Source organism: Clostridium gelidum, from assembly GCF_019977655.1.
GTDB classification, from domain to species: domain Bacteria; phylum Bacillota; class Clostridia; order Clostridiales; family Clostridiaceae; genus Clostridium; species Clostridium gelidum.
The window spans coordinates 1,421,402-1,446,297 of record NZ_AP024849.1 but is presented as its reverse complement, the minus strand read 5'-3'; the positions used below and the strand labels follow the sequence as shown (position 1 = coordinate 1,446,297).

21 protein-coding genes are annotated in these 24,896 nt (G+C 28.2%); all 21 read right to left on the bottom strand.

Annotated elements, in window-relative coordinates; genetic code table 11:
- Positions 1 to 522: a hypothetical protein gene (locus tag psyc5s11_RS06490; protein ID WP_224036804.1), complete on the bottom strand. Its 522-nt coding sequence runs from the start codon at positions 520 to 522 to the stop codon at positions 1 to 3.
- Entirely contained in the window at positions 519 to 1,622 is a 1,104-nt protein-coding gene (locus psyc5s11_RS06485) for a pentapeptide repeat-containing protein (protein ID WP_224036803.1), read from the bottom strand. Before psyc5s11_RS06485 ends, psyc5s11_RS06490 begins: the two co-directional genes overlap by 4 nt.
- A gap of 78 nt (positions 1,623 to 1,700) precedes the next feature.
- A complete protein-coding gene (locus tag psyc5s11_RS06480) occupies positions 1,701 to 3,143 on the bottom strand; it encodes a phage baseplate assembly protein V (RefSeq protein ID WP_224036802.1) in 1,443 nt (480 codons plus the stop codon).
- Positions 3,144 to 3,505: 362 nt separating this feature from the next.
- Complete coding sequence (locus tag psyc5s11_RS06475; RefSeq protein WP_224036801.1) at positions 3,506 to 4,129, bottom strand: hypothetical protein; 624 nt, start codon at positions 4,127 to 4,129, stop codon at positions 3,506 to 3,508.
- Between the two features lie 310 nt (positions 4,130 to 4,439).
- Complete coding sequence (locus psyc5s11_RS06470; RefSeq protein WP_224036800.1) at positions 4,440 to 5,882, bottom strand: type VI secretion system Vgr family protein; 1,443 nt, start codon at positions 5,880 to 5,882, stop codon at positions 4,440 to 4,442.
- 25 nt (positions 5,883 to 5,907) lie between these two features.
- On the bottom strand, positions 5,908 to 6,687 hold the full coding sequence (locus psyc5s11_RS06465; protein ID WP_224036799.1) for a hypothetical protein: 780 nt from the start codon (positions 6,685 to 6,687) through the stop codon (positions 5,908 to 5,910).
- Between the two features lie 396 nt (positions 6,688 to 7,083).
- The gene (locus tag psyc5s11_RS06460; RefSeq protein WP_224036798.1) at positions 7,084 to 9,714 is read right to left on the bottom strand and encodes an Hsp70 family protein; all 2,631 of its coding nucleotides are present in this window, start codon (positions 9,712 to 9,714) and stop codon (positions 7,084 to 7,086) included.
- A 27-nt stretch (positions 9,715 to 9,741) separates the two neighbouring features.
- On the bottom strand, positions 9,742 to 10,440 hold the full coding sequence (locus tag psyc5s11_RS06455; RefSeq protein ID WP_224036797.1) for a hypothetical protein: 699 nt from the start codon (positions 10,438 to 10,440) through the stop codon (positions 9,742 to 9,744).
- Entirely contained in the window at positions 10,437 to 11,717 is a 1,281-nt protein-coding gene (locus psyc5s11_RS06450; RefSeq protein ID WP_224036796.1) for a normocyte-binding protein, read from the bottom strand. Before psyc5s11_RS06450 ends, psyc5s11_RS06455 begins: the two co-directional genes overlap by 4 nt.
- A 17-nt stretch (positions 11,718 to 11,734) precedes the next feature.
- A complete protein-coding gene (locus psyc5s11_RS06445) occupies positions 11,735 to 13,609 on the bottom strand; it encodes a PP2C family protein-serine/threonine phosphatase (protein ID WP_224036795.1) in 1,875 nt (624 codons plus the stop codon).
- A gap of 97 nt (positions 13,610 to 13,706) precedes the next feature.
- Positions 13,707 to 14,552, bottom strand: a complete 846-nt coding sequence (locus psyc5s11_RS06440) for a PP2C family protein-serine/threonine phosphatase (RefSeq protein WP_224036794.1) — start codon at positions 14,550 to 14,552, stop codon at positions 13,707 to 13,709.
- 11 nt (positions 14,553 to 14,563) lie between these two features.
- Positions 14,564 to 15,067: an FHA domain-containing protein gene (locus psyc5s11_RS06435; RefSeq protein WP_224036793.1), complete on the bottom strand. Its 504-nt coding sequence runs from the start codon at positions 15,065 to 15,067 to the stop codon at positions 14,564 to 14,566.
- A 90-nt stretch (positions 15,068 to 15,157) separates the two neighbouring features.
- Positions 15,158 to 15,727 (bottom strand): FHA domain-containing protein, encoded by a 570-nt coding sequence (locus tag psyc5s11_RS06430; protein ID WP_224036792.1) that lies wholly within the window; start codon positions 15,725 to 15,727, stop codon positions 15,158 to 15,160.
- Positions 15,728 to 15,740: 13 nt separating this feature from the next.
- A complete protein-coding gene (locus tag psyc5s11_RS06425) occupies positions 15,741 to 16,184 on the bottom strand; it encodes a DnaJ domain-containing protein (protein WP_224036791.1) in 444 nt (147 codons plus the stop codon).
- 346 nt (positions 16,185 to 16,530) lie between these two features.
- Positions 16,531 to 16,956: a membrane-associated protease 1 gene (locus psyc5s11_RS06420; protein ID WP_224036790.1), complete on the bottom strand. Its 426-nt coding sequence runs from the start codon at positions 16,954 to 16,956 to the stop codon at positions 16,531 to 16,533.
- A 60-nt stretch (positions 16,957 to 17,016) separates the two neighbouring features.
- Positions 17,017 to 17,442, bottom strand: coding sequence for a membrane-associated protease 1 (locus psyc5s11_RS06415; protein WP_224036789.1), 426 nt, complete (start codon positions 17,440 to 17,442; stop codon positions 17,017 to 17,019).
- 62 nt (positions 17,443 to 17,504) lie between these two features.
- Complete coding sequence (locus tag psyc5s11_RS06410) at positions 17,505 to 19,667, bottom strand: transcriptional regulator (RefSeq protein WP_224036788.1); 2,163 nt, start codon at positions 19,665 to 19,667, stop codon at positions 17,505 to 17,507.
- A 781-nt stretch (positions 19,668 to 20,448) separates the two neighbouring features.
- Positions 20,449 to 21,285: a carboxylating nicotinate-nucleotide diphosphorylase gene (gene nadC, locus psyc5s11_RS06405; RefSeq protein WP_224038138.1), complete on the bottom strand. Its 837-nt coding sequence runs from the start codon at positions 21,283 to 21,285 to the stop codon at positions 20,449 to 20,451.
- Positions 21,263 to 22,570, bottom strand: a complete 1,308-nt coding sequence (locus psyc5s11_RS06400) for an L-aspartate oxidase (protein WP_224036787.1) — start codon at positions 22,568 to 22,570, stop codon at positions 21,263 to 21,265. The genes nadC and psyc5s11_RS06400 overlap by 23 nt, the downstream gene beginning before the upstream one ends.
- 2 nt (positions 22,571 to 22,572) lie before the next feature.
- Positions 22,573 to 23,538, bottom strand: a complete 966-nt coding sequence (nadA, locus tag psyc5s11_RS06395; RefSeq protein WP_224036786.1) for a quinolinate synthase NadA — start codon at positions 23,536 to 23,538, stop codon at positions 22,573 to 22,575.
- Positions 23,539 to 23,787: 249 nt separating this feature from the next.
- On the bottom strand, positions 23,788 to 24,834 hold the full coding sequence (locus tag psyc5s11_RS06390) for a PocR ligand-binding domain-containing protein (protein WP_224036785.1): 1,047 nt from the start codon (positions 24,832 to 24,834) through the stop codon (positions 23,788 to 23,790).
- Positions 24,835 to 24,896 lie beyond the last annotated feature (62 nt).

Below are 24,896 nucleotides of genomic sequence, written 5' to 3'. Positions count from 1 at the left end.
TTACTTCACCTCAACTTCCTCAAATTTAACCCCAGTAAATGTCCCTCTTTTTAACATGCTTTCTACTACATCAAGAGATACTATAAAATAATAATCTACCCCTGCTTTAATTTGAAAAATATTGTAATCTCCTATTTTCTTAGAATCCAAAACAATCTTATCTATCCAACCATTTTTAAAATAAATAGCCTTCTCACTTAATGCATCTAATAATTCTGGTAACACTAATCTATACACTTTTTGCTTTTTTAACTCTAGATTTGTGAATACAGCAATTTTATATATTATTGTATTTTCATATAATTTGAATATCTTATGCAAATCATCAGATATTAATAATACAGGTGCTTGTATAAAATCTGGATAAATGCCGCTGTTTTTTCCTTTTATAGGTACATTTGTACAATCTTTATATTTCTCTTCATCTTCTTTTAGCAAAATCATCTTTTGACTATTATTAAAATCTTCTATTTCAATTGCATTTTCAAGATTTCTATCTTGCTTTAAAACAAAGTACTTCATATTTCTTCGCCTCCATCTATATAAATAGTTTGAAGTTGTTCCGAAGTTAAATTAATAAACGGTATGTCCTTAGAACTAAATATGGCATCTTCTAAATTTGCTCCTTCAAAAGATACATTTTTAAACTTTGCATTTGTAAAATTGGAATTTTTAAGATTAGCATTTGAGAAATCAACATATCTAAGCTCGCATTTTCTAAAATCTATGCCAGTGCACTCTGCATTACTAAAATCAGAATCTTCAATTTCAGAATTTTCAAAGGATGTCACTATTACTCTTGCATTTATAAATATACATCTTTTTACTTTTGCATCCTTAAATTGACCTCTTATTATGTCACTTTCTGAAAAATCTATATTTTTGAGTTTACTTCCTTTAAAATTTATAAATAACATATTTTGTTTTGTTAAATCACCATCTTCGAGTTCACTATTTTTCCAAACAGTATATACAAAAGGTAACTTTTCTTCAGGCTGTTTTTTTAATTCTAAAAGTTCCTTTATATTTTTTTCTCTATTATCCATGGCAAAAATAGTTTCGCTTTTCCCTTGATATTCACTCCACTTTACTGTATAAAAATTTTCTACTCCACTTTCCTTCATCCATTCTTCTTCATCTAAATTCCAAAGCCAAGTTCGTGCGGATTCAGACATATTCCTATAACATTCTGTTACAAGTTCAAATATTATTTTTTGAATATCATAATCATTAACTTTGCCCATATAAATTCTTTTTTCTTTTACTAATGTTTGCTTAAGCTTAATAAAAGGCTCAAATAAAAAGCTTAGATCTATTTCTTCATATATAGAATGCGCATCTAAATACCACAATGAATTATAGCCATGAATTAATATCTTATAAGATTCATTTACAATATTAATTCTAAGGAGCTCAAATTGAAAAACTGCTATTTTATTCTCATGTTCCTCTTCTTCAGATTCCTTTGCTCTTTTTATTAAACTTTTAATACCTTCTATTATTAACTCTCTAACTTTTTCTTTATTATCATTAAAATTTTTTTGAAGAATTAATTTACTTTCTTCTGCTAAACTTTTTACCACTTTTTCTTTAAATTCTTCTATTGACTCTTCTCTATTCATAAAAATCCCTTCTTTCGCACATTAGGACTCATACTTTTTAAATTTATTATGTTTGGAATAAATGTTTACCATGATACCCTAGTTATTATTAACTTGTGTACCTTTTTCTTGTATTTGTCCTGAATTATCAAATACTAATCCGCCGCCTTTATCGCAGGCAAAATTTACTCCTTGTTTTGCACTTACTAAAAAACTTTTTTGCGCTTCAATTTTAATATTTTCTGTTGCATTAATATTTATATTATTTTGGCTTGTAATACTAAGTGTTCCATCACTTGTGAGACTCATTTCAGCTTGTCCACTATCACAGGAAATAAAAATTCCATTAGGTGTGAGCTTTACTTGCTTATCATTAGCTGTTCTCAAATATTTATCATCTGGATTTCCCATTCTATCTTCTGCTTCACCTGCCCCTTGCTCATATCCACTTACTGCACTAACTGCAAAAGATTCGTCTTCATCTTTCGTTGGAAAATATGCTCTAACACTATCCCCTATTTCAGGCATACAATACCATCCACTGCCGTCAGTTGATGCTGACATAGTAGAAAATTTAAACCAATAAGCTGTTCCTTCGTCTTGAGTCTCATCTATCTCTAAATGAATCCTCACAAGATCACTTTGAACTTGTATAATCTTCCCATCAATTGAGCTTCCTATAACTTTTGTATTAAATATTCTTTTCTGCCTTAATCCATTTTTCACTCTTAACTTATACGTATTTGTTAAGATACCATTTTTTATTTCATAAATTCCTTCATATACATAAAAAGCTTGCCCTTGAAATTGTATGTTTTCTCCAAGCTTTAATATTTCATAATTTTCTATTTCATATGTCATATAATCTACTTCACTTGCATCCTGCAGATAATTTTGAAGCATATAATTATAATTATCTAAATTTTTATATATTTTATAATTAATATTTTCTGATTTTAATTCTTTAGGCTGCTCTGGTACTTCCATAATGAATTGTATAGCCTTACCATCCATAGTAGGAAATAAACCTTGATTATATTTAGATGCTATCCTCTTTAAAAATTCCCAGTCTGTTTCCTCATATTGTATAAGTAATTCTTTTACTTCCTCATCAGGTATGTTTAAAATGTAGTTAGAACCACTATAATTTTGCATTATAGAACTTACAAGATTATGAGTTGTCATAGATGTGTTTTGAAAAGATTTAGATTTTAATTTTATGTCCATCAGATAAGACATACTTTTCGCCTCAATATTTAACGTATATATATCAAGTTCTACATTTATCTCTATCTTAGTAACAACTCCATTAAACAATGTTGTACTTTCATTTTCTACATAATAAACTTCTATAGTTTTATTATCCGTTGTTAAATTAACATCCTTATCTTTAGATTCATTTTTTAAAATTCCAGTTAGCTTTAAAACAGCATGTTCATTTATATTAGTTTCTATTTTCAAACTTTTAATTGATTCTAGATTGTAGCCATTAACTCTAATTTTTTCATAATTAATAGCTTCAACAATTTGATTTCCTTCCATTTTTATATGTTCCCTCCTTTTTGAATCACGTTCTTCTACTTTACTTATAGATACCCACTCCTGAAGTTTTAGTTATACTTGGTATTATATTCAACATTTACTATACTTAGGAACGTATCTAAACAGAGAAATTGGATAAATGTTTGTGAAAGCGGCATTAGAAAATAAGCTGTTGAAGCTACTTAATGGCAGGTTGTTCCATTATAGTTTGTCCAAATTTTACATTTGGAGCAAACTGTAATGGGTGCAACCTGACATTTAGTGGCTTCCAGCGAAATTTTCTTAGTCCGCTGGAATAAACATTTATTCAATTTCGGTGCGTTATACGCATAAGTATGAGTTCCACTGTGGGTATCTATTATTTATGATTTAATTTTAATAAGCATTATGCTTGCTTTTATTAAAAGCTCCCATGTTTTTATATCTCTATCAAAGCAATTGTAATTCCCAATTATCAATGTTCCTTTATGCTCTCTATAAAAAATCAAATTATGGATTTGCCCTCTTCCTGTTGGAGTCTTGTAAGTTCCATAGGATATTTTTGAAGAACCTTCCCCCATTTCGCCTTCTTCTATCCATTCTAAGTAAAGCTCCATATCCTTAAAGTTTTTTTCCATACCTTTTTTGAACTTAGCAAAGCTTTGCTTTTGAGCCCCTTTCTCTACATATGCTAGAGTAAAACTAACACCATTATTGTCGTTTATTAATGTAGTATTGGTCTTAGTGTTTACTCTTTCTTCAAAATATGATAGTGGCATTGGAATTTCTAACTTTCCATTTAAAAATGCTTTTCTTACAAACTTAAAATTAGTATTATTTATATATAAAGAACCTTCAGTAATTTGTTTCATTACTTCTTCAAGCGTAATTTCTTCTTTTTCTTCAGAAGCTAAATTTTCTTCATCAGATTCTTTTTTTAATTCCTTTTCTTTTTCAATTCTCTGCTGCATTTTTAACTTTGCTATTTTTTCATCTATATTATCCATGACAAATCAATCTCACTTTCTATTTTTAGTTAAATTTATTTTAGACTCAAATATAAAACAGCTCTAAACCCTGATTATAACTATATATTGTTATATTGTTATATTGTTATATTGTTATATTGTTATATTGTTATATTGTTATATTGTTATATTGTTATATTGTTATATTGTTATATTGTTATATTGTTATATTGTTATATTGTTATATTGTTATATTGTTATATTGTGGGCATTTTAAATCAATCATTTTATACTGTCAACACTTATTAAATAATTTTCTAAGTATTTATTTTCTAACTTTTATTTTTTATTAACCATTATTATGAACTCTAGTTCCATTAACTAAAATTTCATCGCCCTCTGACAATATAAGATTACTTCCAGATTCACATAAAATATCTACGCTCTTCTGTGCACTGATTGTCATTTCATTTTCAGCTCTTAAAGAAAGTTTTTGAGCACAAGCAATATTTATATTTTTTTGTCCTACTACATCTACACTTCCATTATTATTTAACTTCATAGATGCTTGTCCACCATCACATTCTATGAGTATCCCATTTGGTGTGAATTTAACTTCTTTACCTGCATCTGTCTTTAAAGATTTATTATCTGGATTAGACATTCTATCTTCTTTTGCCGCAGACCCTTCTTTTGCTTCATGTGTATCTATTGCGTTTACAGCAAATGCTTTGCTTTCATCCTTAGTTGGACAATCTAGCCTTATTTTTTCTCCTACTTCCGGCATGCAATACCAACCACCACCATCTGGTGATGCTGCCACTGTTGCATATGGGAACCAATAAGCTTCTGATTTATTTAAATTTTTGCTAATCTCTAAATTAACCTTAACTCTATCTCTTGTAACTTCTAATATTGACCCATTAATAGATATTCCTATAACATTCATATTATATAAACGCTTTGATCTAAGACCGCCCCTTGCTCTTAATTCATATATATTTTCTAATTTACCTTCGTCCATTGTATAAATTGCTTTTTTAACATAAAATTTATGACCAATAAAATTAAGGTTCTCACCTAAATTTAAGATTTCTTGAGTTTTTATTTTATAAGTAACAAAATCTGTTTCTAATACATTCTCTACATCATTACTTTTTACATCATTGTACTCATCAATAGCTTTTGAAATTGTATAATTTATAATTTCTGTTTTTGGCTCTATCTGTATTTCCGGAGTACCTAAAAACAAATGAATATCCTGAAATTCTATTGCGCTTATAAGGCTTTCATGATACCGAGACACTATACGTTTCAAAAATTCGTAATCCGTCTCATCATATTGAAGTATAAATTCTCCTATAGGTTCATCTACAATATTCATGTCATACTTAGCACTTGGATATACTTTCATTACTTCATTTATTAATTCATGAGTGGTCATATTTACATTTTGAAAATCTCTTTTTTTCTTCAAAATATCCATTTGATAATCAAGACTCTGAGCTTCTATAGATATCGTGTATACATAATTTATTATATTTACTTTTATTTTTGTAACAATTCCGTTAAATAAAGAAAAATGTGCTTCCTCTTTTTCATAGAATACTTCAATAAGCGTTTCTTCATCTGTATTTTGTACATAACTATCTTTCATTTCGTCATCTAAAATACCAGTAATTTTTATAATTGCATGATTGTTTATGTCATTTTCTATATTCATGTCCTTTATGAACTTAAATTCATATGGTGATACCCTTAAGTTGTCATATGCTATAAAATCTTCTTTCATAATTACATCTTCCTTTCTTTTTCTTTTAATCTATCAATATCTTTTTATATCGTCCGCTTTCTTTATGACTATTTCCCCTAGCTCCATTTTTTGCAGAATCTAATACTTCTAAAAGGTAGTAATAAACTTCTTCATTTGAATAATCCTTTATTTCAACATTTAATTTATATACTAAATAACTAACTATTATTTCTTTTTGAATAGCTTCCTTACTTTGAACACAAGTCATTCCAAATGATATATCCCAAGCTTCGCTTAAATTACATTGCAATAATTCTCTTCCAAATCTTCTTAGAATCTCGGGATTTAAGCTACTTTCCCCATAAGCTGCATAAGGTGAATAAATTGTGTTTACTGTATCGTATTCTGTGCATAGATCATTGAAATCCACATGATTAATTCTAAGCTTTGCACCAATTCGTAACTTAAATCTACAAATTTCAATTTCATTATTTTCTAAAGCAAAATTTTCATTTAAATTAATTTCTGTAGAATTTTTTCTAAAATCCTTATCCTCTACTGATGGTAAAAATTTCACTTTTAAAATCATTAGTTTATTATTACATTCATATTGGATTTTGTTTTCTTTCTTTAAAAGATACAGCGTATCTTGATGCTTCATTATTCCCTTGTTTATAGTTATAAAACCATCAATTACCTCTATATCACATCCAGAAATTACTCCATTAGAATATTCTTTTAACCTTGCATCTAAAAATTCCCTTGGAAAATCTCTAAGCTCTTCTAACATATCTATTTTCAAAAGTCGCCCACTATTAAAAAGCGGATAATTATTTTCGAACATATTTATTACCTCCTCTTCATCAAAACTCCCTCAACTCGCATTCTATAAGCATATTCTGAAGAATATATATGGTAATATTCTTCAGAATATTTATGGTAGTATTCTTCCCCATATATGGCTTAGAAATTTCACCCTAGCAAACCCAAAATCATAATATATAATAAGTACTCCAAGTTCATTGATAAACTAGAAATAGAGGTCCTGCTTTTGTGGAATGTTATATTAGAGGAGTTTGTTGGCTGTGTTTCTTCATTAGAAGTTGTTCCAATATGCTTGTTCAAAGCTTGCCTTTGAAGCAAGCATATTGGGTACAACTTCTGATGTTAGAAACACCCAACAAACTCCTCAATAACTGGAACAAATGCATGACCTCTATTTCGGTGGTCTCCAATGAACCTATTTAAGCCCATCGAAGAAGTTTCTCTCCCATTTATCATTTTCAAAATAGAAGAACTTCGCTTTTCCCATATATAATTCTTCATCTTTTCTTAAAACAGCAAGTACATAAAATCCCCAAAGTTCTTCTTCTGACCATACAAAGAATTTCACTTCACTATTTTCTATATTATCTGTTTCATGTTGAATTATATTAGGGTACATATCTCCTATGGTTTTTGCATCTGTTTTTTCTAATTCTTCTTCATTAAATTGATAGTTGTATTCATATTTTACATTGTCATTACTATCTTTTAAGTATAGTTTCAAAAGAATTCTATCCATAAATCTTGATATAAATCCTCGCACTTTTTCCTTACCTTTAATTAATACCTTTTGTTCCCCTGTATGAGTATACGCTGTTACAAGATATGGAAGGGTTGGTGCTTTGCTTTGTATTGTTATATCTGCATATCCAAAGTTTCTAGCATATAAATACTTTAATGCTCCCTTAAGGCAAGTTAGCTTTAATTCATATTCTTCTTTGGATTCCTTTTTACTCTTATTAACTTCTATTATTCTTCCAGGCATAAACTCTTTTAAAGCATCCTTAAATATCTCAACCTTACAGGATTGTCCTGTTAACTTAATAAGAGAATAATCATAGAGCTCATCATTTTCATAAAGTTTTTCTAAAAACTTCTTTATTATATTGTAAACATCACCTTTTATTAATGTTGTTATCTCATAGATACTTAAAGAAATACTTGGTGCTTCTTTTACCCCTTGCAATGTTCCCTTATTCACATATGATAATTTCCACTTATCAAAGGCTATTGTATTCTCCTCTGAATTTTTAATATCACTTGGTGCCAACATAACTTTTAAAATATCCGGATTTGCAAAGAATATTTTTTTAACTTCTTCTGCTAAATCAAACAAAAAATAATAATTACTTCTTACCTTGCAATAATCTTCTTTGCTTCTAGTTTCATATAATTGAAACTTTGTAGGAATGATTTCTTCTGCTCTTTCATATTCTTCACTTAAAGTCTCATATAATTCATTTACTCCAGACTTATCTACAAATCTGAATATATCAATTTTAAATTCATCTATTATAACTTTATTTATGTTTTGATTTGACTTGCTTAAAGAATTAGCCATTAAAATCTTTATAAACTGCATTATTCTAAAAGTAAGATTATTTCCACCAAAATCAGTATCACCATTTTCATAAGATGTCTCTATGTCTAACTTATAAGAAACTCTACCATTAGATATACTAAAGCTACAGCCTGAAAGATCTGTAGTTCCCCCTCCGCAATCTATAATAAGAGCTTTATACCATTCTCCTTGAACATATTTCTTTCTTTCCATTAATTCCGAAATTGTATTATAAAGTACAGCCACACTTTCTTCTAATATATTTTCACTTTTAACTGTGTAATCACTTAAAATATCCTTAAACAAAGTATGGAATTTGTATTTTTGCTTTGATGGACAAGATATGTAAATATTCTTGAATTTACATTTAAATCTTTGCTGTGCGAGCGATATAACATATTCCAAATAAGCTTTTATGATATCCTTCCTTTTTATAAAGGTAGTTCTTTCATTAACATCTATTACCTTTTCACTCTTTTCAAAATCACTTATCCATCTCTTTATATCATAAAATATGGTAAGTCCATCATCTATATATCTCTTTTTTGATTCCATCATTGCATCATAGCCAAAGATATATTCTATCTTGTCTTCTTTTATATGATTAACTCCTACAACACTTGGTATAAGAGGTGTTATTTCTGCATTTTCTTTACTTTCATCAATTATTTTAACGAATTTAACTTTATCATCCTCATAATCTGCATACTCTTGATTTTCAATTAAATTTTCGTTTAATCCTGGGAATATTTCTCTATCTATATAAATACCAGCAGTTGTATTTGATGTTCCAAAATCAATTGCTAGCGGCATTGTTGTCTCTTTCAATGGTCTTACTTCAAATTGTAGTAGAGGTAAAGAATTGAATGTTATAGAATAATCTACTTCAATTACATCGCCTTCATAAATATCATAAAGAAGCTCTGATTCTTTTTCTGAAAAAAATAAAAGATTATAATGTTTGCTTTGTGACTCCCTTACCTCTACATTCTCATTCTTTATTAAAAAATACTTATCCTTATTATTTTGCTTTATTCTTTTTATAGTGAATATACTGCAAATCTGAAAATTATTATCCACTAAAAGCACATTGCCCTCTTCCAAATTTTCACGACTATTTAAAACATAATTATCATTAACATCAATAGCTAGATTCTCATAAATCATTATTTTACCAGGATAGTCAATGTTTATACTCTCGCTTATGTTTTTTTTACTTCTCCTAAAAAATCTTTCAATTCTCTCAATTCCACCAACCATATAATAGTTTATAAGTCTGCTGTCTTTTTCACCTCTATATTTCATTATGAGCCTTATAAGTTCTTCTTTATCAAGAGGATTAATTATACTCTTAACTAGCTTTTCCTTATTACATATTTCTCTTAATTGAAATGTAGTCATGAGTCTTATATCTTTTTCTTTATATTTAGGTCTTCTCTTTTCTTGTTCATTATCCTTATGTAGTCTGTATGAATATAAACTCATCTTATCCCCCTATATTCTTAGTTACTTTTACTCGACCATAACTATTTCATCATTTCTCATAGTATTATCAAGTCCTAAAATCCCAAAATGTTGATTCCAAAATATTAATGGTTTCATATCTATGGATAGAAATGTATCTAATATAACATCAATTTTATTTTTGAGCTCTTTTGTCTCTACTTCACCTAGATAAATGTACATGTTTTTTGGTTTTTCTTTATTTGAATAAACTATGCTATTTTTAAAAACTTTCCTTAAAACCTTATTAAATAATTGAATTGATACTCCTGTCTTATACAAAGTAATAAGTCCATTTAGAAACGTCTCACGTTCTTCTTTCTCAAAGTAATTTATATTCCTCCCAAGTTCTTCTCCAAATACTTTATTTAATATATCCTTCATTAAAAATTTCTTATGAAATTCTGCTTTGCATAGTCCTTTTTTAAGATCTAATTCCGCTAAATAATGCAATAATATATCTAAAAGCACTTCCCTAAGTTCTCTACTTTCTTCAATATTAATGTTAAATAAATCCTTAAAAATTTCATAAAACCTATAGCATTCATTTATCTCTACAATATTATCTTCTGGTAATGATGTAGCATTTAGCTCATTAAAAGCAATTTCCATATAAGGACTGCATATTTTAGCTTTTACGAATTTTATATTTTTTCTATGAATTTTCTGTTTATCTGCTTTTAATAACATATCCCAAATATAATTCATAGTAATCTTCCTTCACATTCATACTCTGGATAAATCAATTGAACTTCCGATACTAAAAAACTTAAAATGTCTTTATTTAAATAGTTGTCTTTATCTACTGGTTCAAAATGTAAAATAAGAACCTTTTTTATATTATCATCTCTTATTTCATCTATTATAAAGTCATTTATATCATAAGTCTGCTTAAGTCTTTTTGAATGTTTTTTTTCTAACTTAACATCCTTAAATTTAAAGTAATTAGATGCTTTAAATGAATTTATAACTCGTGCAAGCTCCGTTTTAGTCTTTATTGTATATGATTTTTCAAATGATAATTTGTTAGAAAAATTTATATTAACCTCATTTGTCATAAGCTCGTATTCATATTTTTGTGATTTTCTTTTCTCATATGAGGTAACACACCATAAATTCCATAATACACTTCCATCTGTATCTGAAGATATTATCACTGATTCCTTTGTAAATGTGACCTTATTAATATCCACGTTTTCCTCATCAACCAAATATCCATTTTTCTGACCTTCTTTTACAATTGAAATATTATGTTCATAATCAACTTTCTCCATACATGGCATTGGAAATCCATTGCATTTAATTCTTAATTCTTTTACATTCCAAAGTGGTACCATATCATATTCTACATGCTGATTATACTTTTCAAAATCTACTTCAATTTTAATCACACTTTCATCAGCTTCAATCTTATCTTTACATCCTATTAGAACAACATCTGCAATCTTATGAATATATGGATTATTAATTGTTGTCCAACTAATATTACTATTTATAAAACTTTTATATAATTTACTCACTTTGTCTGCATATTGTTTATTTTTAACTACTTTAAACTCTGCCTCATGAACTTTTTTATTTGTTTCTATAGTTCCTTTTATCCTAATCTCACTACTAATCAGTTCCTTAAAAACTAAATAATCACACTTAAAGAAAACCTTAAACATATTTTTATGTTCTTTTTTTTCGATGGCTTTTAAAATTTCTATGGTATCATATGATTTCTCTTCTAAATCTTCCAATAGCATGGGGTATAAGAATTCATCAGTTGGATCTATATCATTTCTTCTTATTATTGTTGAATAAATATTATATTTTTCTTTTACATATGGTAATTCATTAAATACTCTTTCTTCTAATTCATTAAAGCTATCTTCTGAATATTGCTCTAGTGATGCAAATACACTATTCATTATTTTTTTCAGTGATATTCTGTCTTCTAAATCTTTTATTCCACTTAACTTCTCATAAATTTTATTATCCATTTCATCACCTACGTATACTAATTATTTTTTGTGGAAGCAATTGCCTCTGAAGTGCTTTGTTTAGAAGTAGACTGTTCTATTGCCTTCAGTTTTTCATCTACTTTTGACACGTCATCTGTGTATCCTAAATTACTATATATATCTTTTGCTAAAAGATATAATACCTTTGCAGAATTAGTATCACCTGATATATATCTCTTATTGGCTTCTTCTACATATTTATCTGCTTCTCCCTTTTTATCTGCCACTTCAGTTATTTTGGTATCCATAAGTGCTATTTTTTCTACCAATTCATCAGCTAAACTATGGGAATTTATTTCTTCAAAAGCTTCCTTAGCTAATGCATAATACATTTTTGCACTTACATAGTCCCCTTTTGTATAATTTAAATCTCCATTTTTTCTAAGATCTATAGCTTTATTTAATTTTTCTTCAGCAGCCTTCTTTTCTTCTTCAGCCTTTTTTGCGGCTTCTTCTGTTGTCTTCTTTTGATCTGCATCTGATTCTTTTTTATCTGCTGAAGCTTTATCTTCCACTGCTTTTTTATCTTTACCATCAGCTGCTTTTTGATCATATATTTTTTGAAGTTTATCCATGGCTTCTTTCTTTTCATCTTTTAAATAATAATTTAACGATAATCTTTTAGCTTCTAAGTAATTTGCTTCCGCTTCAGCTGGCATTCCATCTTCTACTTGTTTATCTGCTAAGGTTAATAAATCTGAAACATTTATACAATTTTTAACTATATCTATTTTTTTAAGGATATATCCACTTCCTATATTTTCAGCATCTCCTGATTTTTCTAATGCAAGTATATATTGGTCTAGGGCATCATCATATTTCTTACCCTCTAAATCTTTATCCCCAGCTACGATTATTTCAGTATACTTATAATCTTCATCTAAAGCTTCAGTATCATCTTTAAGCTTGTACTTTTTAGCTATATCTAAAGCTTTTTTATATTCTTCTGTTGCCTTTTCAATATTCTCATTTTTTATATACTGCTCAGCGTTTTGTTTAGCTTCACCCATAGCTGCAATATTGTCTTTTTTCTCATTATTTTTAATAATTAAATAAGCTACTATAATAGCTATAATTAAAAGTACTACTATTGTAGCTATTATCACTTTCTTTATTAATTTTTTCCTTTCAGGATTTATATACGCTTTCTCTACAAACGTTAATCCTAAAGTATAATTTTCCAGTTCCTTTGATTGTTTTGATAGAATCATATCTTCTATACTATCAACTACATCCTTTGGTTCCTTTGCGCCTTCTAAAGCATCTTCTATTTCCTTTGCATCACAATTTTCCCATACACCTTTTGTAAGAAGTGCAAAAACATCCCCATCTCCAAGTTTAAATTTCTTTGATACATATGGTTTACTTAGACTGCTTTCTCCTAAGTACGATGTAAGATTATTTCTCTCAATATGTTTTGATATTTTATCTAAAGGAAGCATATTTTTATCTGCTAACTCTTGGGTTACAGATTCATCTTTACTTTTTAATTTTAAATATCCATCTTTAAATAAATAAAATCTCGTATTTCCAACAACTGAATAAATCAATTTACTATAATTAGTAACAACAACTGTCATTGATGCTTTTAATCTTACATTTCTACTACTTGCTATTAATTCATTACTTGCGTTATTTAAATACTTTCTTATTGTAAATTTGTTCATAGTAGGCTTTTCTGTAAAGTCTTTTATAAACGATGTTACTGCTATTTTGGCACTTTCTAATTCTTTATCTTCATCTATTCCATCCGCTATGACATAACATGCATAATCATCTAATTCTATAAATGCAAAATAATCTTTATTTTGCAAAAAGGCTCCTTCTTCTGATACAAAATTTGTATTAAATTTTGAATTTAGTTTCCTCATTTTTTTCACCCTAACTTAGTTTTATTATCTATAATTTATTATAATTATCCCAACTCATAACGCCCTCGAATATCGATCATTGACAATTTACAATTTATCATTTCCCCACATATTTCATAAGTACAATGCTCCCATTGCAATTATTTAAATCATTATTTTTAACTGTTTCCATTATTTCTTTACATTTCTCTTCTACGCTAAATCTCTTCGCTTTTAGAATTTCCTCAAGTTCTATCCAACTTAAACCTTCATATACACCTCTGCTCATAAGTACAACTATGTCATTTTTATAGAGCTCAATTGGACTTTCACAAATTTCTATATTCTTAAAGGATTCTTGCCCCATATAATATAAAAGTTTCTTTTCTTTTAATGCATATAGAGCTTGTAATTTTTGAAGTTTTCCATTGTAATATTCTCTCTTTGCTACTTCACTTATAGCATGTCCTTCACTTAATCTAATAAGTTCTTTATCTCTAAAAACAGCAAGCATGGCATCTCCAACTAAGGCATAATACAATAAATTATCCTTTACTATTGCACTAAGTACACTAGCCCCACCTTTATCTTTTTCAACTCTTTTTATTATTTCGTGATTTACTTTTTTAAACACCTTATTAAAAAAATAAGTTATCTTATCAACATTTCCTTCTTCTTTAAACATCTTTATTATTGTTTTAACAGCTACAATACTAGAAATTTTTCCTGCCTCATTTTTGCCTAATCCATCTGCTAAAACTGCTAACGTCCCATAAGCTTCTGCTATTATATCTGCATAATCTTCTTGAATTTCTTCATATCCAATACACACTTCTTCTGCTATTTCTAAATCTTTTTTATTTATTTTCTTTATTAAAATATTCCTTATAATTAATAAAATTATCAATACTATTCCAAGTAAAACTATAAATTTTATATTTCCATATTCATTAATATTTAGCATATATCATGCACCTACTCATTATCTTGCCATTCAAAATGTTCTCCACAAAACGGCACAAAAAGAAATTTACTTTTTCCAAGTTCAATTACATCATAACCTGAAAGTTCTGAAGGCATATAAGCAGGCTCTCCATTTAGGTATGCAATACCCGAAGAATCCCCTGGTAATAATACATTGTTCTTTTTCTTTGGGTCATAAACTATTATTGCATGATTTCTGTTTGCAATATAATTATCCCCTATTATTTGTATATCCATATCATCTGCTCTACCTATGAAGTTCTTCCCATTTTTTATTTTATAATCTTTTCCGACTCTTGTACCTTCAATACACACAATCCATCCACAAACGGGATCAACTTCTTGATACAAAAGATTAGTCTCTATGTCCAAGTCTTCTTTAAAAGTCTCTGGTTTAGTTTCCTTTTTTGCAGTATCTATATTACAGTATGGACATATAGTCCCGTAACGTCTTTCACTAAACATATGTCCATTTTGACATCTAACTAGTCCCATTTATCTCACTCCTTCTTATCTCCTTTTGGTCGCTGCGTACTCACAGAGTAAGCGACCATCATCAAATCATAGATTTGGACTCTCCCTTATCTACTTAAGTAAAAGTTTAACTTTAGAAATAAATATAATATCTCCCTTTTTTAATTCACAGGGCGTATCTTTTACAATTCTATACTTTTTATTATTATCTATTTTTTGAATACTAACTCCACTTCTAGAGGATAAGTCTTCTATATACCATTTTCCAGCAGCATAATTTAAAACTGCATGGTTATTTTCAATTAATGTTGAATAAATAGATGAATTTAAATCAATAAAAACGTGTTCATCTATTGTATTCTTTCCTATAAGAAAAGATATCTTCTCTCCTATATCCCATGTTCTTATGATTTCATTATCTTCATTAACTAATTCAATTCCACTTATATTGCTTTCATCTTCCATGACTTCTACTTTATGTAACCTATTATATAAGTTCACAAAACATACTATCCCAAACGTTATAGCGATAACTATAATTGTTCCTCTTATATATAGAGATTCTATTGTTATATAAGCTACTACGCATATTAATGCAATTATAGCTCCTATAAATAAATTAATTAGTTGCATACTTGCTATTAGTTTATTATTAAATTTTTTATTATTATCATAATTCAAAGTACACACCCCATTACTTCTTTTTTATATTAAAAAAGCTTTCAAACATATTGCTAGTATCTATTGGATTTTTCTGTTTTTTCAATTTATCTTTATTAATATCACTTGTATTTGCATTAAACCCAAAGAAATTTTCAAAATATTTATTTAAGTTTTCCATACTTTCAGCTTTATCTTGGTATTTTTTTTCTCCATTACTCGAGTTACTATTTTTACTGTTTGTTTCTTTACTACTACTTTGTTTAAAACCAGATAATTTCTTATCATATTCTCTTCTCGAATCTTCATTACTTAAAATTTCATATGCTTCATTTACCTCTTGAAATTTTCTTAAAGCATTTTCATCATTTACATTTCTATCTGGATGATACTTTTTAGCTAAACTTCTAAATGCTTTTTTAACATCATCCTTAGTTGCTCTAATAGATATCTCTAATATTTTGTAATAATCTTTCACATTCTACCCCACTTAGTTCAGTTAACAATTAAGAGTTAATTTTAATTCTCACTTTTCCTTACATGACTTCTTTTATGTTTTTTTCTACATAAATTTAATATTAATATTAATCCACATTTTCTAAAACTTGGGTATATCTTTAAACCAAAAATAAGTAACATGTTATGTGGAGTGTTTCATTGAAATTTTGATGGTAGCGATTCTTGACTAGAAGTTGTCCTACAAAGCTTGTTCAAAGCTTGTCTTTGAAGCAAGCTTTGTGGGTACAACTTCTAGTCATAGAATCACCCATCTAAATTTCAGCGAAACCGGAACATAATATGTTACTTATTTCGGCCAGCAATAACTAAGCGCTATATCCGCCTTCTATTGTAACTAAGCTTAACTTGTCTTTCTTTTGTCTTACAATAAGTTCAAATGTACCTATACCTTCAGTATCTCCAAAAGTTTCTTTGTAATCTACTACAAATCCATTTGGATAAGTTATTTTTCTTATAATTTGATCTGCAGAAATTACTTCTACAGTAACTTTTCTATAACAATCTGCTTTTTCTGCTGGTACAAGTGACCATGTTCCCATTTTTCTTGTATTATCAAATGGATCTCCATCTACAGCTGTTAAGATCTTTCCACGTATAACCATTGTACTTCCGACATCTTTTGAACGAGCATTTGTATCCTTTGGAGTATCTGTAGCATATTTAACAGTTTCAACACTTTCTATACTAAGATCTATTGTTTCTGCGCCCTCAATTTTTACTCTAAATCCCATTTATTCATATCCTCCTTTTAATATCTTGTGTAGCTTACGCTAAACTAACTTATTTAATTTTTATTCGCCAAAACCGCCTTCAAACTTAACTAAAGCAGTTTTATCCTTCTTTTGTTTAACGTATAGTTTGAATGTACCTACGCCTTCTACATCTCCATATTCTTCTTCATAGTCTACTACGAAAGCATTAGGTAACGTAAATTGTCTTACTACTTGTGAAGCTGAAATAACATCTACTTTTATGCTTCTGTAACAATCAGCCTTTTCTGCTGGTACAAGTGACCATTGTGCTAATTTAATAGTACTATCTGCTGCTTCTCCTCCAACTGGTGTTAATATTTTACCAGTAATCATTAATGAGGTTCCTAAATCTGTTGAACGTGCATTAGAATCATCAGGTGTATCTGTTTTAAATTCTACAGTTAAAAGGCTTTCAATATTTAAATCGATACTTTCTGCGCCCTCAACTTTTACTCTAAATCCCATTTTTTGTCCTCCCTTTATTTTTTATTTATAATCAAAATGAATGTCTAGAACATCCATTGAAATTAACCAACATCGCTGCGTGTAATTTCTACTTCTAAATTCTTAATGTTTCCATTAAATACAAGATCAATGTTACATTTTCCTGTTTGATCATTTATTACAAAGTTAATATCATCACCATCTTGAATAATGGCATTACAATATTCTTTATTTGCCATCCATTTACTTTTTACACTGGTTGGATTATTACTAAAGAATTTAACAATATTATCTTCTTTAAAATCATTAGTATGGAATCTTAATATTCTTTCTATATAAGTTGTCACTAATGTTTTATATATTGATTCAAAATCATTTTCAGTAGCTTGTAAGCTTCTTGCTTTATACACCGTTATTTGCTTTATGTCTTTTCCATTTAATTGAGCATTTTCAGATGAAAAAACAAATCCAAAGTTTCTTCTGTTTATTAAATTTTTAATTTCATTTGTAAATCCTGATATTTCTTTAGCCAGTGTTGTTGTAATATTTAATGCATTTGACCCAGCTTCTATATCAAACCTTACTCCTGGATACTCATTAGATACATAATTATAATATTCTCTTAAATATTCTGGACATTGATATGCAGCCACAACACCAGCTGCTATATATGAGCCTCCAATATAAACTCCTTCTATCCAAAGTTTAAGAATATCTTCTTTTTCTTTAGATAATTCTGCAGAGCCATTTTCTGAAAGAATCATTTTCTTATCTAATATAACTCCTGATTTTTCTTTTGGAATAACTGTAAAATTGGGTATACATGGAATTGCAAATTCACTATATGAATTACGTAATAATGGTGCACATTTATCCATAAATTTATCAATTCCGGTTGTAGCTACATTATTAAATGTAGTATCTTCTCTTGGTTCGAAACTAAAGAAAACTTGCATTCTGTATTTTTGAACTGTATCTAAAAGCATTGCTAAATCTTCCATAGAATTTGAATCTGTCTTTTCAACTTGTTTATTTGCTTTAAATCTTTCTCTAACTTGCTTCTTACTTTGTGCCTCAAGTTCAATTGATGGAACTATTCCAAACCAAATTGTATTAGCAAAATCATTCTTATCATTTACTGAGCTTAAAAAGGTATTTAATCTAGGTAAATTATTAGAATTAACTAATCTATCCAGCTTTGTATTTGTAACTAGTAAGCTAGGCTTCATCCCTTTATTTTTTGTTTTATATTGGTCAAAAAACATTTTTACGCCTACTATTTTTTCAATTAAAGGCTTAACTGTTTTTATAAAATCATCTTTAGAAGTTTTATAAAAATCTAAATAAGTATTGTAATTTTCTATTTCTACATCTACATCAATGGAACTTACCATCGTTGAAGGTAACGGAACGAATGTTCTTACGACTAAACTCTTGACATAATCAGATTTCGATTCATTAACATCATCATAATCATCTTCAAAAGCTCCAATTAGTCCTATATTTGCCTTATCATCTATTGCCACTAATGATGTTTCCTCTACCTTTGGGGCTTCTAAAACTTTTAATTCTCCATTTTCTCCCATGCTTAAAACACCAAGTTTAAAAGCTTCATTTCCATTTTTGTTATCTTCAGCTCCAAGGAGTAATCTTGTTTTTATATCTTCAATTGCAAGAGGTAACATTGCCATGATATTGTTGTAATTTGAACTTGCTTCTTCAAACATAACATTAAGCTTGTCCCCGAAATCTAATTTACTTGGATCTTCATCTTCAAGTTCATCATATTTGCTGTATGTATATTGAATTTCTTTTCTAGTTTGTCTTATATCATCCATTACTTTTTTAGGAGATATCATATCCAATAAATTTTCAAATTTAAAATCTACATTTGCTATTCCTTGAGCTCTTTTAGTATCAATTAAAGTGAATAACATCTTCAAAAAGTCATTTGATTGATTAATTGGAATTTCTGTTATAAGTTCACTCGGAAAATTTTCTGGCTTTTTTAATGTATACATTACTTTTTGATTTGCCGCATCAAAAAATGAATATACTACTGGAGAAAACTTTTCTAGGAATTCATCAAAATCTTTAACTAAAAAAAGTTCATTAATTTCCTTTATTTTATCGTCATTTAAACTATTTATTCCTTTAGTGTCACCTATCACTGTAATTAAATCTAATTTTTCTGGATTTATTTCCTCAAATAATATTGTTCTATTGGTTTGCTCTATAACATCCATTTTTAATCCCCCTCTAATAATCATAAATTTACTTTTCAATCTAGGTTTAATATGCCTTATATAATATTAAATATTTCTTTATAAAATGAAATACTTTTACCATTGCTATTATTTTTTTCTTTTTTAATTTTTTTACTTTCAATCCACATTATTCTATTTATTTCGTTTTATTATTGTATTTTGCTATTTTAAAAATTATACTTTTTTACTTAAAATTACATTTTATAGATACAATACCACTATGATAATAATTTGTATATTGTACTAAAGTACACCTTTGTAAATAATATGTGAACTAAATTACACTTTTCCGCAAAATATTTACGCCATGCAAAAAGTATATTGTTTAGAAAAAAACACCAAATTATTATAATTTAATATTTACTAATTAAAGCTATAGCTCATTGATATCACTCAGTTTTTTAGAAAAAAAATTAATATTTCCCTTTTTTTATTTCTGAATAATTGTAATAAAAAAAGGATTTTTATATTCATATCACTGAAAATATTAAAATTATATTAATATTTTTTCTCAAAACATACAAAATCAATCATGAAAAGAATAAACCTTATATGTAAACCTTTTTTTATCTCAAATGTCTCTTTCATGCTTAAATTTATACGTTTTGCGATGCAAATATTGACTTTTTACAAAAAATAAGCATATTCAAACTATCTCATCTGAAATTAAAGTAATTTTATTGCACGAAAAAAGGAACCCCTTAGAAAAATAGAAATTTTTCTAAGGGGTTCCTTTTATTATAACATATCTGTATTAAATTCAGATCAAAGTTAAATTCTTCATACTAAAATCCAATATCTTTGCCGAATGAGTTAAAGCTCCCACAGATATATAATCTACTCCTATTTCTGCTATTTCTTTAATATTACTTAATTCCACATTCCCCGAAAATTCTATTAATGCTTTTTTGTTTATGAGATTCACTGCTTCTTTTGCTACATCTAAACTCATATTATCAAGCATTATTATATCAACTTTTGCGTCTAATGCTTCCTTCACCATTTCTAGACTTTCAGTTTCAACTTCAATTTTTCTAACAAATGACGAATTCTTTCTTACAAGCTCTACAGCATTTTTTATTCCACCTGCTGCACTTATGTGATTGTCCTTAAGCATAACTCCGTCCGATAAATTAAATCTGTGATTACATCCACCTCCAATTTTCACTGAATATTTTTCTAATATTCTAAGGTTTGGTGTTGTTTTTCTTGTATCTAATAACTTTGCATTTGTATGCTTTATTTTATTTACAAATTCATTAGTTAAAGTAGCTATCCCACTCATTCTTTGTAATAAGTTTAATGCTATTCTTTCTCCCATTAGCAAATTTCTAGTACTTCCCTTTAAAAATCCAACTTTATCTTTTGGATATACCCTATCACCATCACATTTATATAATTCAACTTCCACATTTCCTAGTATTTCAAACACTCTTTTGAAAATTTCAAGCCCAGCAATTATTCCTTCTTCTTTGCATAATAACTCTACTGTAGAAATGCTTTTTGTATCGACAATTGAATTTGTTGTTATATCTTCACTTGGAATATCTTCTATAAGTGCATTCTTTATTATCTTATCTACAACTAAGTAATTCATCATCTAGCTTGCCCCCCTTTTCTTTTATAACCTTCATAGCTAATTCCTTATTTTTATTTGATATTTCTTCCATAGATGTATTTATTTCATCCACAGTTAAAACTTTAATTTCCAAATCATCCACAGAATTGTTAATTAAACGTGCAGCTCTTCTTGAAAATACAAGTCCCTCAAGTAAAGAATTACTTGCAAGTCTATTAGCTCCATGTATTCCCGTGCAACTTGTTTCCCCAACTGCATATAAATTTTCCATAGATGTCTTAGAATTTAAGTCTACCTTTATGCCACCCATAAAAAAGTGTTGAGCTGGAGAAACTTTAATATATTCTTTTGTTATATCTGTTCCTCTCTTTAAACACTCTTTATAAATAGTTGAAAATCTATTTATTATATAATCTTGTCCCAAAAATCTTATATCTAAATTTACATAAGGTGTTCCTGTTTCTCTTATTTGCTTATACACCGCTTCTGAAACCACATCTCTAGGCAAAAGTTCATCTACAAATCTTTCTCCATTAACATTTGTAAGGATTCCACCTTCTCCTCTTAAAGATTCAGATATTAAAAATCTCCGTACATTATTCTCTTCTTCATAAAATGCTGTTGGATGAATTTGAATATAATTAATATCTTTTAAGGTTATGTTATGACGTGCCGCAACTGCTATTCCATCTCCAGTTAATATTCTTTGATTTGTCGAATTATTAAACAATCCACCTATTCCACCAGTTGCAAGGACTACAGTTTTTGCATAAACATTTATTTGCTCATTTTCTTTTATTAATATAGCTCCAATACACTTAATTTCTTTCTCTATTATGTCTACAAAATAAGTATCTTCATATATTTGTATATTATCTTTTTGTTTAACTTTTTCAATAAGAATCTTAGCTGTATTTTCCCCTGTATTATCCTTTGTATGAACTATTCTATTTATAGAATGTGCGCCTTCTTTAGTAAAATTCAAACTTTTATCTTCGTTTTTGTCAAATTCCAAACCCATTTCCATTAAATTTTTTATATTCTCCATTGATTCACAAGTTAATACTTTAACAGCTTCTAAATCATTTTTATACTTTCCAGCTTTTAAAGTATCTTCTATATATAAAGGAATGTCCTTTTCACCTCTTGCAACAGATATTCCCCCTTGAGCTAAATAAGTATTAGTACAACTAATTTTATCCTTGCATACAATCAAAATATTTAAATCTTTTCTTAAATTTAATGCACAATAAAGACCTGATACCCCTGAACCTATTATTAATGCATCAACAAATTTATTCATACCTAGTTGCCTAACTTATTTGTAGTTTCGGTAGATTGTAATTTATCTGTAGTTTCTATAGATCCCAATATATGCATGTTCTCTAAAGACCTTAGTGCTTTTTTTCTAATATCTTCATCTAAAATAATTTCATTATGCATATTTAATAGGGCATCATATAAATTTTCAAGGGTTGTCTTCTTCATATCTTGACAACATATTTTATCTCCAGGAATAAAAAAACTCTTACTTGGATTTTTCTTTTTTAATTCATGCAATATCCCTTCTTCTGTTCCTATTATAAATTCATTACCACCGTCATTAGTTGCATAATCTATTATTCCACTTGTACTTCCAATATAATCTGCCATATCTCTAATTTCTTTTGTACATTCTGGATGAACTAATACCTTAGCATCTTTATATTTTTCTTTTTCTTTTAATATGTCTTCTCTGCTTATCTTATTATGACATCTGCAAAAACCATCCCATAATATAAATTCTTTTTCTGGAAAAAACTCTGCAATATATCCCCCTAGATTTCTATCTGGTAAAAACATTATTTGTTTATTAGGTACATTTTTTAATATCTTTAATGCACTTGAAGATGTTACTGATACATCACAGTGAGCTTTTACATTGTACGTTGAATTTATATAACAAACCACATAAGCATCTGGATGCTTTTCCTTTAATTCCACTAACGCCTTACCACTCGCCATATCTGCCATAGAACACCCTGCACTAGGACATGGCATTAAAACTATTTTTTGTGGCGATAAAATCTTTGCGCTTTCAGCCATGAACCTAACTCCACAAAACATTATAACTTCCTCTTTGCAATCTCTAGCTATTTCACTTAAATAATAAGAATCCCCTACATAATCTGCTAACTCTTGCACTAATCCTGGCTGATAATAATGAGCAAGGATAATTGCATTTTTTTCTTTTTTTAGTCTTAATATTTCTTTTACTAAATCTATCCCCATATTTACACCTCTTCGCATATAATTTTACAAGTGTATATACACCAATAGCCATATTATATCACCACAAATTTTAATGTTCAACATATAGTGCAAATATTAATTTTATCATTTTTAACAGATCCTTATTTCAATCGAAATTATAAGAGCTATCTTAAATCAATTTAAGATAGCTCTAAAATATTTTAGTTTATAATATTTAGTATTCAAAAATAGCAAACCTGTATGCTTGTCTTTTTTCTTTCATGTGCTTTATTTTAATTTTTCCATCATGTTACTTAATTGTTCCACAATATATACAGAATCTTGAATATTTTCACCAACTGCTTCCATAGCTGATGATTGCTCTTTAGTTGTTTCAAGGGTTATTTTAGAGTTTTTTATAGTTCCATTAACTGATTCTTGTATTTTAGTTGTTAACTCTGAAATACTTATGGCTGTTTGCTTAGAATTTTCGGCTAAATTTTGTATTTCTTTTGCAACAACTGAAAATCCTCTTCCTAATTCTCCTGCACGTGCAGCTTCAATAGATGCATTAAGTCCTAACATTTTAGTTTGAGATGCTATGCCTTTAATAGCATCAAGTATGCTATTAATATGTTCTGTAATCACTCCTACTTGAGTTATTTCACCATTTAATTCTTCTTGTTGAGACGAAATATTATTTGCTGAAGCTGATAGTTCTTCTATTGTAGCAGATACTTGCATAAAATTATTTGATAATCTTTTTGAAACCATATCTAATTCAATTTGATTAAATCCATTTTTAGCAAGAGTATTTACAACAATAAATAATACGCTTGCTGCTTTTTCTATATTTTTAAAATCTACTATATTAACTTCATGCACTGCTTCTACAAGTAAATCTCCATTTACATCTATTTCTTTTGCGATTTGTATATAACTTTGTTCTTTAGGCGAATCTGATAGCACTTGTCCACCTAACACTGTCCCAATTAATTTGCCTTCCACTATAATAGGTGCTGCAAAATCTATAAGTCCTGCATGACATGGTCCTACAAAAGGTTTACCCGTTCTTGCTGCTTCTTCTCCCATCCTTTTATGAGAAGCGGCACACCTATCATCACCCTTTTTAGTTGAATGAATAAACCCGTCACAAAACCTTGTATAACTACTAGGATTGGTTACTGGATTCCCATCCTTATCCACAGTTACACTTGCACAATTCATTGCAAGTGCAAAATCATCCTGAAATTTTTGTAATAACTTGATATCAATTATGTCTTTTATCTCCAAAGCATTCATATCTAGTTCATTATTTTCTAACATTTTTATCATAAAAATCTCCCCTTATTTTTTATTTTATTTCATAATTGAAAATAATATTGTTATTTATACTA

Coding starts and splice junctions, on each gene's coding strand:
- psyc5s11_RS06420 (WP_224036790.1), bottom strand. CDS start 16,956: ATGGGATTTAGAGTAAAAATTGAGGGCGCAGAAACAATAGATCTTAGT.
- psyc5s11_RS06460 (WP_224036798.1), bottom strand. CDS start 9,714: ATGAGTTTATATTCATACAGACTACATAAGGATAATGAACAAGAAAAG.
- psyc5s11_RS06470 (WP_224036800.1), bottom strand. CDS start 5,882: ATGAAAGAAGATTTTATAGCATATGACAACTTAAGGGTATCACCATAT.
- psyc5s11_RS06415 (WP_224036789.1), bottom strand. CDS start 17,442: ATGGGATTTAGAGTAAAAGTTGAGGGCGCAGAAAGTATCGATTTAAAT.
- psyc5s11_RS06490 (WP_224036804.1), bottom strand. CDS start 522: ATGAAGTACTTTGTTTTAAAGCAAGATAGAAATCTTGAAAATGCAATT.
- psyc5s11_RS06440 (WP_224036794.1), bottom strand. CDS start 14,552: ATGCTAAATATTAATGAATATGGAAATATAAAATTTATAGTTTTACTT.
- psyc5s11_RS06445 (WP_224036795.1), bottom strand. CDS start 13,609: ATGAGGAAACTAAATTCAAAATTTAATACAAATTTTGTATCAGAAGAA.
- psyc5s11_RS06390 (WP_224036785.1), bottom strand. CDS start 24,834: ATGATAAAAATGTTAGAAAATAATGAACTAGATATGAATGCTTTGGAG.
- psyc5s11_RS06450 (WP_224036796.1), bottom strand. CDS start 11,717: ATGGATAATAAAATTTATGAGAAGTTAAGTGGAATAAAAGATTTAGAA.
- psyc5s11_RS06465 (WP_224036799.1), bottom strand. CDS start 6,687: ATGTTCGAAAATAATTATCCGCTTTTTAATAGTGGGCGACTTTTGAAA.
- psyc5s11_RS06455 (WP_224036797.1), bottom strand. CDS start 10,440: ATGAATTATATTTGGGATATGTTATTAAAAGCAGATAAACAGAAAATT.
- psyc5s11_RS06480 (WP_224036802.1), bottom strand. CDS start 3,143: ATGGAAGGAAATCAAATTGTTGAAGCTATTAATTATGAAAAAATTAGA.
- nadA (WP_224036786.1), bottom strand. CDS start 23,538: ATGGGGATAGATTTAGTAAAAGAAATATTAAGACTAAAAAAAGAAAAA.
- psyc5s11_RS06410 (WP_224036788.1), bottom strand. CDS start 19,667: ATGGATGTTATAGAGCAAACCAATAGAACAATATTATTTGAGGAAATA.
- psyc5s11_RS06485 (WP_224036803.1), bottom strand. CDS start 1,622: ATGAATAGAGAAGAGTCAATAGAAGAATTTAAAGAAAAAGTGGTAAAA.
- psyc5s11_RS06475 (WP_224036801.1), bottom strand. CDS start 4,129: ATGGATAATATAGATGAAAAAATAGCAAAGTTAAAAATGCAGCAGAGA.
- nadC (WP_224038138.1), bottom strand. CDS start 21,285: ATGAATTACTTAGTTGTAGATAAGATAATAAAGAATGCACTTATAGAA.
- psyc5s11_RS06400 (WP_224036787.1), bottom strand. CDS start 22,570: ATGAATAAATTTGTTGATGCATTAATAATAGGTTCAGGGGTATCAGGT.
- psyc5s11_RS06435 (WP_224036793.1), bottom strand. CDS start 15,067: ATGGGACTAGTTAGATGTCAAAATGGACATATGTTTAGTGAAAGACGT.